Consider the following 17,274-nt stretch of genomic DNA (forward strand, 5'->3'; position numbering starts at 1 on the left):
CATATCGTCAGCATATGCAAAACCCCATACGGGCAGGCAACAGCCCATTGCGTTCAATGAAGGCATGACTTACAGCACCTCAGGCTGGACTGCTGTCCAGCGCATTCAGCCAGCCATTCTCGCTGCCCTGGTCGCATTCAGTGTGGGACCTGTGGGGGTCCAGCCTGACCTGCCCGTGGCAGCCACACCCTCCGGCAGACCACAGGGGGTTCCTGTGTGGTCCAGTCCAGCACCTGTTGCTGGTGAGGCAGATGGGGTCGTCCCTGAAGGCACCACGGTTTTCGATGACCGGCATCCCGCCGTGAAAAAACTCAAACCGGACCTCCTGCTGGCCCTGCGCCGTGCTGCCACTGCTGCAGGGAAGGAAGGTCTTGTGTTCTTCGTCAACAGCGGCTGGCGGTCCCGCAAATACCAGAATGCGCTGCTTGAGGAGGCTGTCTCCAGGTACGGCTCGGAAAGGGAAGCGGCCCGCTGGGTGGCCACTGCAACCACCTCTCCACACGTGTCTGGAAACGCCGTGGATCTCGGACCTGCTGCAGCCACAACCTGGCTGTCCAGGGAGGGGGCCAGATACGGGCTGTGCCAGATCTACAACAATGAACCCTGGCATTTTGAGTTGCGTCCGCAGGCAAAGGGCAAAGGTTGCCCTCCGCGTTACAGCGATCCCACACACGATCCCAGGATGCAGTGAAGCCCCCAGACCCTGCAAACGCTCCCCTGCTGGAACTTTGACCCGAAATTCACGTACTCCCAGAACAAGATGACGCTGGCTTTTCTGGTTTTTCTGTTGATCTGGCTGGTGGGGGTGGTGGGCACCTTCATTCCCGTGGTCCCGGCAACCCTGCTGATTTTTGTGGGCTCTGTGGTCGCCACCTTCATAGACGGCTTTCAATTCTCGGATTTCTGGTTTCTGCTGGGTCTGGGAACCGTGAGCATTGCGATTGGTCTGGTGGACAACCTCACCTCCATCTGGGGCACCCGCAAGTATGGAGGCAGCAAACGGGCCGCCTGGGGTGCCTTCTGGGGCAGCATTGTGGGCCTGGTGCTCCCCATGGGTCTGATTGTGGGACCGCTGGGTGGCGCTTTTCTGGTGGAGATGTACCTGGAGAAAAAACCCGTGGATCAGGCGTTGCGCAGTGCCTGGGGCACCCTGGTGGGGCTTCTGACTGGCATTGCAGCAAAACTGGTTCTGCACATCCTGGTGGGCATTTACGAACTCAACCGCCTGTGGGATCCTGCGCGGGCTTTGTTCTGAGGCCACTCCAGATGGGCTGCTGACAGTTGCCGTGTCAGGAGAAACTTTCCCAGATCCATCATCTGGAATTTTCTTTTTGTGCAAGATGGGTTTCACGCACCTTTTGGCACCCCCCATCCGCAATTCTGGGGTTGACCTGTTCTGCAACCCTGTCCTTCTCCTGTCGCACCCCGGCTTTACACTGGAAGCATGCCTGAGCGCACCTTGCTGATCCACCGGGACATCACCGCCCTTGCAGATTTCGTGCGGAACCACCATGCTGACTTTCCCACGGTGATTGCCACCAACCTGCTGTCCATGCGTTTTGTGCGCAAAGAGGCCGCAGCAGGGCTGCGCACCACCACCCTCAAGCAGCTCTCACAACGCATGCTGGCCGGGCAGGGCATCCGGGTCATGTCCGAATTTGAACGGCGCAAAGTGCTGCAGCAGGTGCTGGAAAACATCCCCCTGAAGTACTTGCCTTTCAACCGCCCCACCCTCAGGCAGCTTTCCAGCATCTTTTCGGAACTGATGCACGCCGCCATTCCGCCCGAAAAACCCCTGCTGGTGGCCCGCACCGCCAGAGAGCAGGATGTGGCCCACTGTTATCAGGCCTACCTGACGCACCTGAAGGCCCACCTGCTGGCCGATCCTGCTGCAGTGGAGTTCTTTGCCCTGTCCTGTCCTGCTGAACCTGCAGCGTTTCTGGTGTATGGATACCCCTATTTTGACCGTGCCCAGCTGGAACTGCTGAACCGGGTGTGTGCCGCAGGCAGTGTGATCACCCTCACCAGCGAGAAGCACCGCGTTTTGCGCAAGGCCAGCGCTTCGCAACATGAACTGGAACGCCTGGGCTGGAAGGTCAAACAGGCCGCAAATTCCAGCCGCCAGACGGTGGGAACGCAGGCTGTGCATCACCTGCTGGAGGGCCAGGGACCTGTCCCGGAGGGCATCACCCACACCGCCCTGTCCAGCCCGGAAACAGAAGTGCAGCAGGTCTTTGGGCACGTTCACCAGCTGTTGCTGCGAGGGGTGCTTCCTGAGGACGTGGTGGTGGTGGTGCGGGACCAGGACACCTACCTCCCGCTGGTGCGGGAGGCCAGCAGACGCCTACAGTTGCCCATCCTGTGCGGCCAGATGCTGCCCCTCTCGTACACCCATCCGGCCAGACTGGTGCTGTCCCTGATTCGCGCGAACCAGAAGCACTGGGAACACCATGCGGCCCTGGAGGTGTTGCAGCATCCGCTCAGCCGTTTTGCCGACGAAATCAACCTGAAACGCAAGTCCCTGAAGGTGCCTCCCCAGCGGCTGCAAGACTGGAAACTGGGGGAGGATGCACGGGTGCTGCTCCTTCCTGCACAGGCCAGCGGAGCAAGTTATGGGGACCTCATCCGCGAAGCGCTGGCTTTTCTGGGCCTGGGTCACACGGTGCGCGGCACCCACCAGACCGCCATGGCGGTTTCACGGGTGCTGGACATCCTGCAGTCGCTGTCCATGCTGGAAAAGCTGACCCTGGAAGAATTGCGTCTGGAACTGCTGGAAGACTTCATGGATGTGGGGGTGCCCACCGTGTATTCCCAGCGTGGGGTGCGCATCGCCAGCCCGCTGGCCCTCAGTGGCCGCAAGTACCAGCAGGTGTTCGTGCTGGGCCTCAGCGACACCCTGTTTCCGCAAAGGCCGGGGGCGGATGTGCTGCTGGACGACCACATCCGGGAACGCTGGGAACGTTCCGGGGTGGCGCTGGTCCGGCAGGGAGAACGCATGCACACCGAGAGGGCTTACCTGCATGCCTGCCTGAATACGGCCATTGCAAAGCTGCACCTTTCCAGGCCCCTCTTTGACCTGCAAGGCCGGGCGCTGGACCCCTCTCCCCTTTGCAGAAACTTCCAGTCTGCTCCTGCACTGCAGGAAGCTGTTGCAGCCACCGAAATGGAAGCTGGACTGCAAGGCAGGGTGGAGGAAAGTGTGCAGTTGCGGGCAAAACTGGAACTGTCTCGGCAAAAGCTGCACACCTCACCCCACCACGGCCAGGTGCACTGGACCGTCCCGAAAAACCACGTGTGGAGCCCTTCGCAACTGGTGAAATTCGGGAATTGCCGTTTCCAGTGGCTGGCCGAGAAAGCCCTGAAGCTGTTGCCTTTCCCGGAGGTGGAAAAAAACCTGCAGCGCTCCACACAGGGCACGTTTTACCACAAGGTGCTGGAAGAACTGCTGCGTCCGCATGTGGGCACCCATCCAGATGCAGAAACCCTGCTTGCTGAATTGCCCGCTGCATTTGAACGGGCCGAAAAAAACCTGCTGGACACTGGAGAACTGCCTCCTCTGCCCCATTGGGCTTTTCAGCGTCTGGAGTTGCAGCAAAACCTGCAAAACTTTGTGAAAAGCCCCTTTTTCCTGTTTCAGGGCAGCGTTCCCCAGCAACTGGAAGTCCACATTGAACACACCCTGCACCTTCAGAATGGACCATTCACCTTCCGGGGGATTGTGGACCGCATCGAGCAGACCGGACAGGGAACCACCGTGGTGGACTACAAAAGCCGGGGATACATCAGCGAAGTGCGGAAAGCGGACGGCAGCAAACTGGAAGTGCAATTGCCGCTGTACCTGATGGCGGTGAATGGACAGCTGGGCCGCTACCTGAGCATCCTGAACCGGGAAAAGCACCTGCTGAGAAGCGTAGGGCCAGCATCTGCAGACCGGGGCTACAGCTGGGAAAGCCACCAGCAGGAGGTGCTGGATTTTCTGGAAAACACGGCAACTTCAGTGGATCAGGGGGAGTTTCCCCCCACTCCAGGGGAAGGCACCTGCACACTCTGCGATTACGGAGCGCTGTGCCGGGTGAAGGCGAGGCAGGCATGACCCAGGAAAAACTCACGCCCAGACAGAAACTTGCCGTGACCGCTCCGGGCAATGTGGTGATTCAGGCGGGTGCAGGATCTGGCAAGACCCACGTGCTGGCCGAACGCATCATTTATTTGCTGGAACAGGGCCTGAAACCCAGAGAACTCTGCGCCGTGACCTTCACCGAAGCCGCTGCACGTGAGCTGCGCAGCCGGGTGGAAAGCCACCTGGAAAAGAAAGTTTCCGAAAACGAAATGCTCTGGGGAGACGTGCTGGACGACTTCCCAGAAGCGCAAATCTCCACCATCCACAGTTTGTGTGGGCGCATTGCCAGGGAACAACCGCTGGAAAGTGAGGCCAGCTTCAACATGCAGGTGCTGGATGAGGGGGCGTTTCAGAACTGGCTGGAGGAGGTGTTCCCGGAGGTTTTGCAGGGGCTTCCGCCTTCCGTCCATGCAGATTTGCCGTTTTCCCTGCTGTCGCAGGCTTTGCGTCGCCTGCTGGGGGATCCGCTCACTGCAGAACTGGCCCTTGAAAAAGTGCAGGACCTCACCCCACAAGAACTGCGAGACCTCCAGAGGCAGCAACTGCAAACCCTGTGGGAAGGGCAGGAAGCCTGCCGCAAAGCGAAACTGAGCCTGCTCAGGGCGGTGACCTGCAAGGACCTTGCAGACCCGCTTTATCCCACTTACGCCCTCTTGCTGGAACTGCTGGAGTTGCCCGATGCCATGGCCTTCAATGACCGCTTTTTCAGCATGCCTTACAGCAAAAGTGCAGGCAGGGCCCCCAGCTGGAGCACAGGGGGCAAAACGCTGGTGCATGAAACGGTGGCGTGGCTCAGGGAAGTGTTCTGGAACGCCAGAATCCGTGAAGAAGACCTCTGGCACCACCGGGCACTGTTTCAATTGAAACAGGCTTATGCACAGACCCTCCAGAAACGCTACGCCCTTTCCATGCGGGACAACGTGATGGGTTTTGCGGACCTGGAATACCACGCGAGACAGGCCATCTTGCACCCCCAGGTCAGGCAGTACTACCAGCAGCGCTGGAAGGTGCTCCTGATCGATGAATTTCAGGACACCAGTCCGGCCCAGTGGACCATCCTGAAAGGCCTGATTGAGGAACGCACCCTCTACACCGTGGTGGGAGATGAGAAACAATCGATTTATGGCTTCAGGGGCTCGGATGTGAACCTGATCCAGACGCTGGCGCAGGACAACCAGCAGATGGGCAGCGTGGTGGACCTCGACATCAGTTTCCGCACCCACCACCAGCTGGTGGAGGTGGTGAACCGGGTTTTTGAGGTGCTGTTTCACGGGCAGGGCCACAGAAACAGCGTTCCGATGCGGTCCCTGCAGGCAGCCAGACCCCAGAAGCCCACCCCGGACCTGGGCAGCGTGGAAGTGCACGTGATCGCAGGAGAGCAAATGGGCGCTTTGCGGGAAGCCGAGGGCCGCCTGATGGTGTTGCGCATTCAGGATTTGATCCGCAGGCAGGTGCCGGTTTACGACCGCCAGCAGGGCACGTTGCGCCCGGTGCGGCATCAGGACATCGCCGTGCTGTACCGGGCCAGAACCCACCTGGGCACTTACCTGAAGGCCTTCAAACAGGCCGGGATTCCCCATGTGGTCGAGTCGGGGATGAACCTGTTTGACCGCCCGGAAGTGCAGGACCAGCTGATGTTCCTGCAGTTTCTGGCCAGTCCTTTCGATGACCTTGCGCTGGCGACCCTTTTGCGCAGCCCCTGTTTCATGCTCAGCGACCCTGAACTGTATGCGCTGACCCGCAACATGCAAGAAAGCCTGTGGCACACCCTGCAAAAAGACGCTGCACACCGTGACATTGCCAGACTGTTGCAGGAGGTGTTGGCCGGAAGAAAAGACAGCAGCCCGGTGGAAGTGCTGGAAGTGCTGCATGAAAAAACCCGTTACCCACTGGTGCTTTCCTGCCTGCCCGAAGCCGAGAGGCGGCTGCTCAATCTGTCCCGTTTCAAAGGGCTGCTGCGCGAACTGTACCTCCAGGGACACACCGATGTGTTCAGTGCCGCGCAAGCACTGAAAAACCTGACCGAAGCCGGAATGGAAGTTCCAGAAGCCGTTCCCCCTTTTCAGGATGCCGTGCGTTTCATGACCATCCACAAATCCAAAGGGCTGGAATTCCCGGTGGTGGTGCTGCTGGACAGCCTGCATGTCAGCCCTCAATTCAAAGACCAGGTGCTGATCGACAGCGAACTGGGGGTGGCATTAAAACACCCTGATGACACCCTGGATTTGCCTGAAGCTTACCTGACCCTGCACCAGGAGCAAACCAAACGCAGCGCCCTGGAAGAACTGCGGGTGAAATACGTGGCTTTCACGCGGGCAGCGGACCTGCTGATTCTGGGTTTGCCCCTCACCCGAAAACAGGAAGCCCCCTACCAGCAATTGATGGAGGCCCTCGCGGGCACCGACCATGAAATCTACACCTATGAAGCCCAGCAGATCCCCTTGCTGGATCCGATCTTGCCCTTGCAAGCAGGTGCAGACCCAGCGGATGCCCCCTCCGGTGCAGCTTTGCCTTTCCTGTTGCCTGAAAGCCTGCCCGTCACCTCGGTGGGGGTGTACCTGAAGTGCCCCAGGTCTTTTGAGTACCAGCACCTGCGAGGCATTCAGGGATTGAGCCTGCAGTGGAGCCGTCAGGCCCCCGGTCCGCGCATCCTGAGGGGCAAAAACATCGGAGGGCTGGTCCACACCGCGCTGGAAAACGGCTGGGTCGGGCTGCCAGATTTGCAGGAGCACCTGAAGGGAGAGCATCCTGCAGTGGTCCAGGAGGTGCACCGTCTGGTGTCCAGCCTGGGGCATGAGGCTTTCCAGGAACTGAAAAACCTGAATTTCACCCGCGAGCAGGCCTACAGCATTGCTTATGCAGGCATGACCTTTGAGGGGGTGGTGGATGCTTTCACGGACAGCTGGATCATCGATTACAAGACCGATTCCTTCATAAACCCGCAGCACCACCTGCCGCAGATGGCCCTCTACAGCCACCACCTGAAGATCCCCAGGGCCAGTCTGGTGTACCTCAGGCACAACCAGTTGCACACCTTTGGGGCTGCAGAACTGCAAGAAGGCCTGCAAAACATCGATGTGATGCTGGAAGATTTGCGCTCCGGAAAACTGGAAGCCCGTCCCAGTGCCTTCAATTGCCGTTTCTGTCCTCACCAGATGCACTGCCCGGATGCGGTGCCCCCCTCTGAAACAGCAACCTGAAAGTTCTCTTTCAGGTTGCTTCTGCTGAATGCCAACCCCCGGTCTAACTGTTGACCAGGCTGCCCATCTGGGCATGCCTTCCCTCCACCTTTTCGCTCTGGGGTTGCAACCCACCCTCGCAGGTGAGGTTTTGCAGGTCATCTGGCGGCTGCACTCGCGCTGTTCAGTTCCCTCTGCAAGGCCTGAACCAGGCCCTCCAGCTCTGCAAAAGCAGTGGTGCGCCCCAGGGAGATGCGCACGGCCCGGTAGGCTTCCTGCACCGAATGGCCCAGGGCCTGGATCACGTAAGAAGGCTCCAATGCTCCAGTGCGGCAGGCCGACCCGTTGCTGAGGGCGTAATCGGGCAGGTGGGCGATCAGCATTTCGCTGTCCAGTTCTGCCTGATCCGGCAACATCAGGCTGAGCACGCCAGGAAGGGTGCACAGCTGGTCTCCATTGAGCCTGATCTCTGGGAGGCTGGAGAGGGCAGTCAGCAGTTGGGACCGGAGGGCTTGCAGGTGCTGCCTGATCTGTGGACCTTCCTGCAGGGTGATTTCTGCTGCTTTGCCCAGACCCACCACTCCGGGCACATTGGTGGTGCCTGCCCTGAGGTTCCATTCCTGCCCACCGCCATAAATCAGGGGTTCCAGGGGGATTCCGGCAGCCCCTCCCCTCACAAAAAGCGCTCCAACCCCTTTGGGTCCATAAAGCTTGTGACCACTGAGGGACAGCAAATCCACATCCCAGTCGATCACATCCAGGGGCAGTTGTCCGATGTACTGTGTGGCGTCGGTGTGCATGTATGCCCCAACGGCGTGGGCCATTTCGGTGATCTCTGGGATGTCCTGACAGGTGCCGATTTCGTTGTTGGCGGCCTGCACGCTCACCAGCAGGACATCTTCAGAGAGATGGGAAGCCAGCACATCCAGATCCAGCCGTCCAGCAGAGGTGACTGGAAGTGGAATCAATTCAAAACCTTCTCTGGACAGCGGAGAAGCCAGATTGAGGATGGCCTTGTGCTCAATGGTTGTGGTGAGGAGCTTGCGGCGTTTTCCGGCATGCTTTCGGGCCACCCCCAGCAGGGCGAGGTTGTTGCTTTCGCTCGCCCCACTGGTGAAAATGATTTCGCCGGGATAGCACCCCAGCAGTTCTGCCACCTGTTCCCTGGCCTGATCCACAGTTTTTTTGGCCTGTCTGCCCGGAAGGTGGAGGGTGCTGGCAGGGTTGGCGAATTGCTCTGCAAAGTGGGGCAACATGGCTTCCACCACCCGTCTGTCACAGGGCGTGGAGGCACTGAAGTCCAGATAGCTGCTCATTTTTCACCCCGGTACTGGTCCAGGTGCTGCCGCAGTTCCATGGAGGACATCAGGGGGGCCTGCAGGCGCACAATGTCTCCGGCAGCGTCCATGTAAAGCATGTCTCCGTAACCCACCAGGTTCTCTGCTCCGGGCTGGTCCAGAATCACCCGTGAGTCGATGTTGCTGGTGACTTTTAGGGCCACGCGGGTGGGCAGGTTGGCTTTCAGGACCCCGGTCACCACATCGGTGCTGGGACGCTGGGTGGCCAGAATCAGATGCAGCCCCAGTGCGCGTCCCACCTGGGCGAGGCTCATCAGATCCTGCTCGAAGACTTTGCGTTCTTTGTCGGGCATCACGCTGAGCAACTGTGCGTACTCGTCAATCACCGCCACCAGCATGGGAAGGGCCTTTTCAGGGTTCAGGCGGTTGTATTCCTGGATGTCAAACACCTCGGCCTCCCCGATGATGTCCTGCCTGCGCGGCATTTCCTCGCGGATCAGGGTCAGCAGGCGCTCGCGGGCCTCTCTGGGGTCGGTGATCACCCGGTGCCCATCCAGCAGGTGTGGCAAGCCGCCAAACATGGCAAAGTCGGTGCGTTTGGGGTCAATGATCAGCAGCTGCAAATGTTCAGGGGGGTTTTTGGAGATCAGGCACACCAGCAGATTCCTCAGAAAAACCGACTTTCCAGAGCGGGTCACGCCCGCCACCAGCAAATGCGGAAAGGTGGCGAGGTCTGCCATGACCATCTGACCATCGGGCCGCTGTCCGAGCACCACCGGGAGGGTTCCGGGCTGTCCTGCACTCAGGCTTTGCAGATGCGGCAGAAAGGGAATGGTGTCTTTCTCGGCCCTGGGAATGTCAATGCCAATGAAATGCGTGGAGGGCACATTGTCGATCAGGGGCACCGAGGGCAGGGCCATTTCCCGCTGCAGGTTGCTGGCCTGCCGCTGCAGTTTCCCGAGGTCCTCTCCCGGACGCAACCGCACCTTGAAGCGCACAATCGCCGCCCCCACATCGGCATCTTTCGGGTTCACCGGGTAGACCCCGAGGTTGTAATCCCTGAGCAGGCGTTGCAGTTTGCGGGCCTGTTCTTCCAGCCACACCTGCAGTCTGGCATGGGCAGGGTTTTCGGTTGTGTGGGCCTCCTCAACTTTCTCCAGTTGATGCGTCTGCATGTTGCTGATGGTGCTGGTTTCTGGAGGCGGCATCACCATCACGGTGGCTTCACTGGTTTTGAAAGGCACAGATGGGGCAGGTGCAGCATCCGGGACAGCAACCCGTGCAGGAGGCGACACCAGATCTGCATGCACGACAACTTCGGGTTCAGGGTCCGGGGTTCGTTCCAGCTTCTCCCAGACTTCTGCTTCGATGTCGATGTGACGGCTGGCCGCCATTTCCCTGAGGGCTTCCCTGAGCGCCGTGCGGCTGTAATGTCGGGCGGTGAAGGTCACCCCGAGTTTGCTTGCCAGTGCGGGTTCAAACTGCTGTTTCAGGGTTTTGAATTCGGCCAGCTTCGGGTTTCCGGGGCCGTTGTGGCAGAAAATCCAGGTCTGCCCCTGCACGTCCAGTTCAAAACGTCCGTTCCTGAGGGCTTCCTGGAAGTCTTCCCACAGGGTCAGTTCCCGTCCGGTGATCTCCATGTTTCCAGCAAGGGCCTGATAAAGCTGGTTGTACCAGTAAGGATGGTCCAGGTGAACTTTTCCGGGTTTAAAGATCTGCAAGATGCGTTCGGTGCCACGGGTGACCTGCACTTCGGCGTCTCTGGCCTCCCGGTCGAAGTGGTCGGTGCTGATGCATTTGGTTTCCACCACACGCATGGAAAGTTTCACCCGACCCTCTCCAGCATGGTGGAGCCTCACGTGCAGCAAATCTGGCATCTTGTCCCTGAACCAGTGCCGGAAGTCGTCCAGGTACAGCCAGGTCTGCATTCTGGTGTCGTCGGGCAGACCAGAGAGTTCCTGCTCGATGCGAAAACGGGCAGTCACCAGTCCGATGATCTCGTTCAGGTACGCTCCGGGACCCGCTGCCCTCAGCACGATGTCGCCGGACACATCACGGGCGTAATCCACCATGGCTTCTGCCAGTTGTTTGAGAATGGGGGTCTGGAAACCGGTAAGCAACTGGTGCCCCAAATTGCTGCCCAGCCTGCGCACCACCACTTCGCGCACCTCTCTGGAAGAGGACACCGTCATCTTGTGTTGCTTTAAAGGCCCCAGGCCCAGTGAGTAGCGGATCACCTGCACAGCCTCTGGAAAGTTCTGTTCCAGCAGGTAACGGTCCACGGTGGTGTCATAGCAGACCACCCAGTTGAAGTGTTTGTGCAGGGCTCTGAGTTCCTTCTCCCAGTTTTCCAGGGTGATGCGCAGCTGGAAATCCAGGCCCTCCCCGTGAAGTTTGCGACCTTTGTGGTAAACCAGGGCCTGCATGCGGTAAAAGTCCAGCAGCAAACTGGTTTTCCAATTGGGGGTGAGCTGCACCAGACGGTCCATCGCCTGCCTGTTTACAGGGAGGGGCTGGCTGGCGAACTGGGAAACATACCCGGACAGGGGCAGCAGTTCGCTGGCTTCCTGATCTGTGGTGTCTTCAATTTTCTGGCCTTTTTCGGAGAGCACATCGGCCAGGATGGCAAGGTCCGTCTCCTTGAGGTCTTGCAGGAGATCAAGCAAGGGGGCCTGCACCACCCGCAGGTTCACCGCCGGGAAGTAACTTCCTGGGAGGGCGGCCCCCTGTTCCTGATGCTCCTGAATCCAGGCATTCACTTCCTGATGCAGGGCAACCCCATTGTCCAGGGTGTGCACAGTCAGGTTGAATTTCAGGTTCCAGCGCCGTTTTTCAGAGAGTTTGAGCAGTTCATCGGAAAGCACGCCAGGAAGGGCTGCGTTGCTGCACTGCAGCAGATAAATCTCGATCCCATCTCTGACAAAAGGGTAGGTTTCCAGGTAATCTTCGATGACCTTGATCAGGGAACGGGTGGCAATGCGGGCATCTGCGCGGGTGTCGGTGCGGCGGGACAGGGGTTGCAGGTCCGACTGAATCCCCTGCAAGGGGGCATAAAGCTCGTAGCCCATGTGTTCCTGCACGGACAGCAGATAATGGGACACCGGAGAGCCTTCCTGCATCCTTGCCAGCACCGCAGGTGAACCTGCAGAGGAGAGCAGTCGATCCAGATCGTCCCGCATGCCTTTGAAATCCACGGCCTCCACGGGCTTGCTGGGGTCCAGCAGTTTCCAGATCAGGGTGTGAAGCTGGTGGTTTCTTTCCACCCACCAGTGCAGTTTCAGGGGGTGCAAAAAGGGCATCACCAGCTGTCCGGTTTTGCCTTCAAGGTGCACCATCCAGGCCCTACCCAGCAGTCCAAACGCCGGACGGGCAGCCAGTTTGTGAACCGGAAGGTACAGGTTGCACAGGCTCAGCAGGGTCTCGTAAGCCTCCAGAAGCCTGTACACATGAACCCGTTGCAGACCGTGCTGCAGGGTCAGGCCCACAAAAGCCTTCCAGTGGTCCAGCACATTCATCAGGGCGTTCTGAATGTCTGCCGCCCCGGCGCTTTGCAGTCCGTACTGGCGGGTCAGCACCTCCTGCACAAAGGGCACATCGATGGATTTGCCGGTGGCGGCGTAATTTCCCAGGCTGTTCAGGGGGCGTTCCAGATCAATGCCCTGAGCACCCAACGTGCTGGACACCACATAAGCAGGAATGAACAACTGCTGATGCTCTACGATGTGCAGAAGCTGCTGGTGAATGGTGGCATTCACATCTTCTGGCTCATAAATCCACACCAGATCCATGCTCTGCCCCCTCGCTTCCACCTTGAAGAGGAGTTCAGAGCGGGCAGGCTCGGGGTTTACCCCATCAAGCTCCTCGTTCCAGGCCGGAGTGATCTCCCACAGGGCTTTTAAATCCCATTCGATGGTTGGAAAAGCCTCGGTGATGCTGCCATAAAGGGCACGAAAGGCCTGCATGGCCCGTCTGGGGGTTTCCTTTTTGCTCTTGTCAGGCCTGAAAGAGATTTTGAGGGTCAGGTTCTGGCTGTCGCTGCGATCCGAGGGGTCAAGCAGCTCCATGGCACAGCGGGCCACCTCGATGGGAAAATCCCGGCCTTCCCGCTTGCGACTCCCCCGTTCCCTGCGCAGCATCTGGAGGGTCTTTTTGTCCAGCACATCTGCAAGGTCGTCCAGCACCTGTTCGATGTCCTCCACCTGGGGGGCCTTGCCTTCGGAGAGGTCCTGCAAGAGGTTTCTGAGGGCTTCGCTCTGGTCTTCAATGCGGATGTCCCGCTCGCGGAGGGTCATTTCGATCTGGCTGCCCAGACCCTGCCGCACATCCTTTTTGTTGATTTTGGCCCGTTTTGAAAGGACAAATTGCACCTCATCCCAGTCCAGTTGCAGGGCCGCAAGCAGATCTGATCCGTGCAATGGTTCTGCAAGAAAGCGCCTGAGGGTTTCGGCTTTCTGCTCGGAACTGAGGCCCCCACTGGCGGTTTCATCCTCAAAATGGATGCGGTTTTGCTCGATCAGGTCAAGGTAACCTTTCTGTTTGCTGGGTTCAATGAGTTCGGAGCCCAGCGAGGCCACCTGCAAGATGGTTTTCAGGAGGCGATCCTGTTTTGCGGTCCCGATCACCTCATGTTGTCCCTCACAGCGAAAGAGGCCCAGGTGGGGCAAAGCGCGGGCAATGGCTTTCTGCAGGGTCAGGCCTGCATCTTGTGCCAGAGCATGGTTCACTTCGCTGAGGAAACGGGCCAGGTCCCTGAGTTGCGGTTTGCGCAGGGTTTCGAGACGGGACAGGAACTGGGTCAGCAAGGTCCAGTCTTCCGGGCTGAGTTGATGGTCCGTGAAAGCCGCCTCAAAGAGTTGCCTGAGGCCCGTGTCATTTTTGCTGGAGGTCAGGGCCGCCTCGTCAATGGTGAAGATGTTTTTCAGGCTCTGGGCATCCGAGGTGGGCACATTCATCACCAGCAGGAGCACCTGATCGGGCTGCACGTTGTTGCGGTACCAGGTGGCCGAGCGGTGGTCCTCGACAGAGTGAAGTTCAAATCCAGGGAGAGGGCTGGTGGTTCTGACCAGCACATGTTTTCCACCAAGAACAAAACGCCTTTCTGACAGGGCCTGCAACAGCTCCAGATAGGTGCTGTCATCAAACCCTTCGATCTTGATGAACCCTCTGGCTTTGCTCTGGGCAGAAACCACCTGATGCTCAATGGACTTCACAAGGGCACGGGTGATGGTGTTCATGGCTGACCTCCCTGCACCATGGCGGTGGCATCCGAGTATTCAAAAGCCAGACCTGCATTTTTGAGTTTCTCCAGCAGCACATTCTGGTTCTGCTCGTAATACTCGGCGTTCAGGCGGTGGCGTTCAAAAAGACCCGAGTCTCTGGCCTGCCTTAAACCCACCACCAGACCGTATTTCTGGTACAGCTTTTCCAGAAAATCAGTGAATTCCATGCCCTTACCGGGGCCAAGGTTGGCGTAAACCAGGGTCTTTAAAAGGTTGTTTTGCAGCACATAACGCTGCGGGCTGCCCACCAGAGGGGCCACAAAACCGCAGTATTTGGCCAGCTTGCGGTGAATGCCCTCGAAATTCTTGTTGAAGTCGTTCATCAGCAGGTCTTCGAGTTTCTCCTGAAAGATCTCCCTCTGGACTTCCATGCTGTGGGGTGCAGGAACACTGGCAAAACGGACCATGAGCGCTTCATGGTGTTTTGAGAGCTCTTTTTTGGGCACCGGATAGTGGTCTTCCAGATGGTCCATGAAGACCGCAATGTTGTCGGTCAGGCTGGTTCCGCCAGGGAAAAGGGCAAGCACTTCCTCCTGCAGGTAACGCTGCACGGCCACCCGGATCTGGCTTTCCTGTTCCCTGAATTGCACCGCAGAGGCCCTTCTCAGGCTGCTGTCCCGGCTGTTTTCCAGCAGGTCAATCAGCAGTTTGGGCAGGTCCTCGGTTTTGCCAGACTGCACCAGCGAACGGTGGTAAATGTACTGGGTGATCTGGAAAGCCATCAGGTAGGAGAACAGGGTCAGGAGCTCAGTGGCGTCCAGATCGGCATGCAGCAGTTTGTTAACGTCTTTTGCCATCTGAAAGAAGAACTCCGTTCTGGGCTCGGGAATCCAGCCCAGGTACCCGGTGTGTTTGCTCCCCTCCTCGTTCTCCTCGTCTTCCCAGTCCTGGTTGTCTGTTTCGGGTTGCCAGAGTCGATCAATGAATTCTGCCAGTTGCCCGATGCTGGGCTGGCTGTCTTTCATCAGGTGCTTCAGGCGTGAGGTGATGGAGCAGGCCAGCTGAGGATCCTGGCGGGTACCGGCCGAGAGCATCAGGTAATAAAGCTGTCCACCACGCACAAAGAAGTTGGCTGCGGTGAATTCAATCCCGTGGTCCAGTTCATGGTCTCCGCTGAGGTCGGCTTCATCGTCCCTGAGGGGTTTTGAGTTGCCTTTCTTGCGCAGGGCTTCCCAGAACAGCAGCCTTTCGTGGGCCGGGAAAAGGGCACGGGCAAACCAGGAACGGTTGCTTTCCACTGCCGTGAAAGACTTCAGCAGAGACTTTGCCGATTCCACCGGGTCAAAACCCGCATCCCGCTCGGTGACCACCGGATTGAGCTTCACCAGTTCACTGCTGCGAAGTTTCCCGAGCAGGCGTTGCAGGGCGTGGTCGTCTCTGGCGTGGCGCGATTTTTCGGCCTCTGAGTAGAAAACGAAACGCCTGAGGCCCAGACGGGTGGCTTTCTTGAAACCCAGAGTTTTGCGGTCCTGCTGCTCATTCTCCCGAATGCCCCTGCCCAGCTCATAATCAAAGCCGTAGAGCACATTCAGGAATTCCAGCAGGTACTCCATCGGGTCCTGACCAATGCGGAAGCGGTGCCCCCAGATGTAGGCGCTCACCGGGTACTGTTTCATTTTGCTGTCGTAATTGCCGTACCGCTGCATGCTCATGCCTCCACACTCCGGGGCAGCCTGAGCACCTGGGGTCGGTAGCCGGTCCCGGTCAATTCAAAAAACTCGATGTGCTCTCCAGTGGGGGCGGCCTGAAAGCGGGTCAGGAGTTCATCTTTCAGGTGCCGAATGTCCAGATCGCATTCCTCCGAGAGCACGTTGGGGGTGCCTCCCACCGCCCGGCGCATCACAAACTCAAATCGCAGCAGGTTGACCTTCCAGCGAACCGGCTCTGGACTGAGTTTCACGTTGGTGATTTCCAGGGTCATCTGGGGCCTTGCAGGCACGAACTGGCCTTCTGTGGTCCTCACCTCCAGGTCCAGTTGCTCCACCGGAATTTTCTGCCGGATGATCGGGATGGTGCTCCTTCCCCCCTGCCCGTAATGGGAAGTGACGTACAGGTGGTCGGTTTCCTGCACGAAGAGTCCCGAGAACGCCCGGTTGAGGCCCAGCACCATCTTGCGAAGCTGCCAGTCCTGCAAGGTGTTTTTCTGGTCCTGCAGCAACTTGAGGTACTCCGGGAGGTGTTGAAAAGGCAGCAGGTTCAAAATGGCCCCCTCGTTGTGCCACTCGAAGAACACCTTGCGCCTGCAGTGCGGCAGCCAGTCTTTCACGAACTCCACGGCTTTCTCCAGCTGATCTCCCAGCAGGTAACTGCCCCGTTCCTGCTGAAACAGGGTGTGCCCCAGGTCAATGGCTTCCCGGAACACCCGCTGGTAGGCTGGGGATTCGGTGGCACTGTGGTCACTGATGATGAAGTGGTCCACCTGAAACACCGACTGCCCCGCCACATCGAGCCTTGCAAAGAGTTTGAGGGCCGTGGCTTTCTTGCGGAAGGTCTCTGTGGCTTCCTGGCCCCACAGGTTGTTGTAGTAAGCGTAATTTCTGGCCTGATCGCGCCACTCGCTGCTTTTTGTCTGCTGCTGGCGCACCTTCTGGCAGGTCAGGCCTCCGGTGACCGTGAAGGCCATGTGCACCAGTTGATCCCGCACCGTGACGTGATGCTCCAGGTGCTCTAAAAGTTCATAAAGCCTGAGCACCCTTTGCTGGATGGTCTCCTCTTGCAGACGGGTGGCGTTGTGCAGGATCGGGCAGTCTTTTCTGGCGGTGCAGCCCTCGCATCCGGTCCATCTCTCTGGATCGGTCATCCAGCTCAGAACCTGAGGGATGTAACTGGAGGTGGGAATGCGGTTCAGGTCGATCACCAGCACGGGCCTGGAAGGATCAGGCCCATTTTGCAACTGACGGTCCACTTCGGCCTGAAGTTCAGGGAGGCCCAGAGAGGCAAGCTGTGCCCTGAGGCGTCCCTCGTTGGCGGCAATCAGGGAGGGGATGGTCCCCAGGCCTTTCAGTCGGGCGTTCAGACCCCGCAGAATCTGACCGGAAGCCTCCACCCCCATCTCTGAGAGGTCCTTGATCACCCAGAGTTTGGCGTCCTGCCGAAAGAATTCCTGTTTGGCCACGTCGCTCTGCCATCCTGTGAAAGGACGCCCGGTGAAGACTTCGATGATCTTGCGGCACAGATAGGTCTTGCCATCTCCAGCGTTCCCGGTGAGGATCACGGCTGGAGGGTTGCTCTGGTCGAAAAGTTGAAAGAGTTTCCGGCCCACCTCGGTGTCCAGGGTGAGGGGCTGGGTGCCGTCCACCTTTGCGTTGGAGGTGAACTCATCGAAAGCGGCCTCATGTTCAGGAGAGGCGGTGGTGTAACGGTTGAGAAAGGCCACAAAAGGATTCACAGTTCCCTCC

At 58.6% G+C, this 17,274-nt stretch carries 8 protein-coding genes; 4 read left to right on the top strand and 4 right to left on the bottom strand.

Annotation, left to right across the window (positions count from 1 at the left end):
• The first annotated feature begins 64 nt into the window (after nucleotides 1-64).
• The 4 genes from IEY52_RS11450 (at nucleotide 65) to IEY52_RS11465 (ending at nucleotide 7,320) form a co-directional block, all read left to right on the top strand.
• On the top strand, nucleotides 65-691 hold the full coding sequence (locus tag IEY52_RS11450) for a M15 family metallopeptidase (RefSeq protein WP_189002823.1): 627 nt from the start codon (nucleotides 65-67) through the stop codon (nucleotides 689-691).
• Between the two features lie 69 nt (nucleotides 692-760).
• Complete coding sequence (locus IEY52_RS11455) at nucleotides 761-1,255, top strand: DUF456 domain-containing protein (protein ID WP_189002824.1); 495 nt, start codon at nucleotides 761-763, stop codon at nucleotides 1,253-1,255.
• 189 nt (nucleotides 1,256-1,444) lie between these two features.
• A complete protein-coding gene (locus IEY52_RS11460; RefSeq protein WP_189002825.1) occupies nucleotides 1,445-4,093 on the top strand; it encodes a PD-(D/E)XK nuclease family protein in 2,649 nt (882 codons plus the stop codon).
• Nucleotides 4,090-7,320: a UvrD-helicase domain-containing protein gene (locus tag IEY52_RS11465; RefSeq protein ID WP_189002826.1), complete on the top strand. Its 3,231-nt coding sequence runs from the start codon at nucleotides 4,090-4,092 to the stop codon at nucleotides 7,318-7,320. The genes IEY52_RS11460 and IEY52_RS11465 overlap by 4 nt, the downstream gene beginning before the upstream one ends.
• A 137-nt stretch (nucleotides 7,321-7,457) precedes the next feature.
• Here IEY52_RS11465 and IEY52_RS11470 read toward each other — a convergent pair whose 3' ends face one another.
• Genes IEY52_RS11470 through IEY52_RS11485 form a run of 4 tightly spaced genes read right to left on the bottom strand, consistent with a single transcriptional unit; the run spans nucleotide 7,458 to nucleotide 17,264 of the window.
• A complete protein-coding gene (locus IEY52_RS11470) occupies nucleotides 7,458-8,615 on the bottom strand; it encodes a cysteine desulfurase family protein (RefSeq protein ID WP_189002827.1) in 1,158 nt (385 codons plus the stop codon).
• Nucleotides 8,612-13,831 carry a DNA translocase FtsK gene (locus IEY52_RS11475; protein WP_189002828.1) on the bottom strand — a complete coding sequence of 1,740 codons (5,220 nt, stop codon included), beginning with the start codon at nucleotides 13,829-13,831 and terminating at the stop codon, nucleotides 8,612-8,614. Before IEY52_RS11475 ends, IEY52_RS11470 begins: the two co-directional genes overlap by 4 nt.
• A complete protein-coding gene (locus IEY52_RS11480; RefSeq protein WP_189002829.1) occupies nucleotides 13,828-15,528 on the bottom strand; it encodes a hypothetical protein in 1,701 nt (566 codons plus the stop codon). The genes IEY52_RS11475 and IEY52_RS11480 overlap by 4 nt, the downstream gene beginning before the upstream one ends.
• Entirely contained in the window at nucleotides 15,525-17,264 is a 1,740-nt protein-coding gene (locus IEY52_RS11485) for an ATP-binding protein (RefSeq protein WP_189002830.1), read from the bottom strand. Before IEY52_RS11485 ends, IEY52_RS11480 begins: the two co-directional genes overlap by 4 nt.
• Between the last annotated feature and the right edge of the window lie 10 nt (nucleotides 17,265-17,274).

Origin of the sequence: Deinococcus roseus, from assembly GCF_014646895.1 — a bacterium.
GTDB classification, from domain to species: Bacteria; Deinococcota; Deinococci; order Deinococcales; family Deinococcaceae; genus Deinococcus_C; species Deinococcus_C roseus.

Bases quoted from the DNA above. Each gene is read 5' to 3' on its own strand.
- IEY52_RS11450 (WP_189002823.1), top strand. From the start codon at position 65: ATGACTTACAGCACCTCAGGCTGGACTGCTGTCCAGCGCATTCAGCCA.
- IEY52_RS11455 (WP_189002824.1), top strand. From the start codon at position 761: ATGACGCTGGCTTTTCTGGTTTTTCTGTTGATCTGGCTGGTGGGGGTG.
- IEY52_RS11460 (WP_189002825.1), top strand. From the start codon at position 1,445: ATGCCTGAGCGCACCTTGCTGATCCACCGGGACATCACCGCCCTTGCA.
- IEY52_RS11465 (WP_189002826.1), top strand. From the start codon at position 4,090: ATGACCCAGGAAAAACTCACGCCCAGACAGAAACTTGCCGTGACCGCT.
- IEY52_RS11470 (WP_189002827.1), bottom strand. From the start codon at position 8,615: ATGAGCAGCTATCTGGACTTCAGTGCCTCCACGCCCTGTGACAGACGG.
- IEY52_RS11475 (WP_189002828.1), bottom strand. From the start codon at position 13,831: ATGAACACCATCACCCGTGCCCTTGTGAAGTCCATTGAGCATCAGGTG.
- IEY52_RS11480 (WP_189002829.1), bottom strand. From the start codon at position 15,528: ATGAGCATGCAGCGGTACGGCAATTACGACAGCAAAATGAAACAGTAC.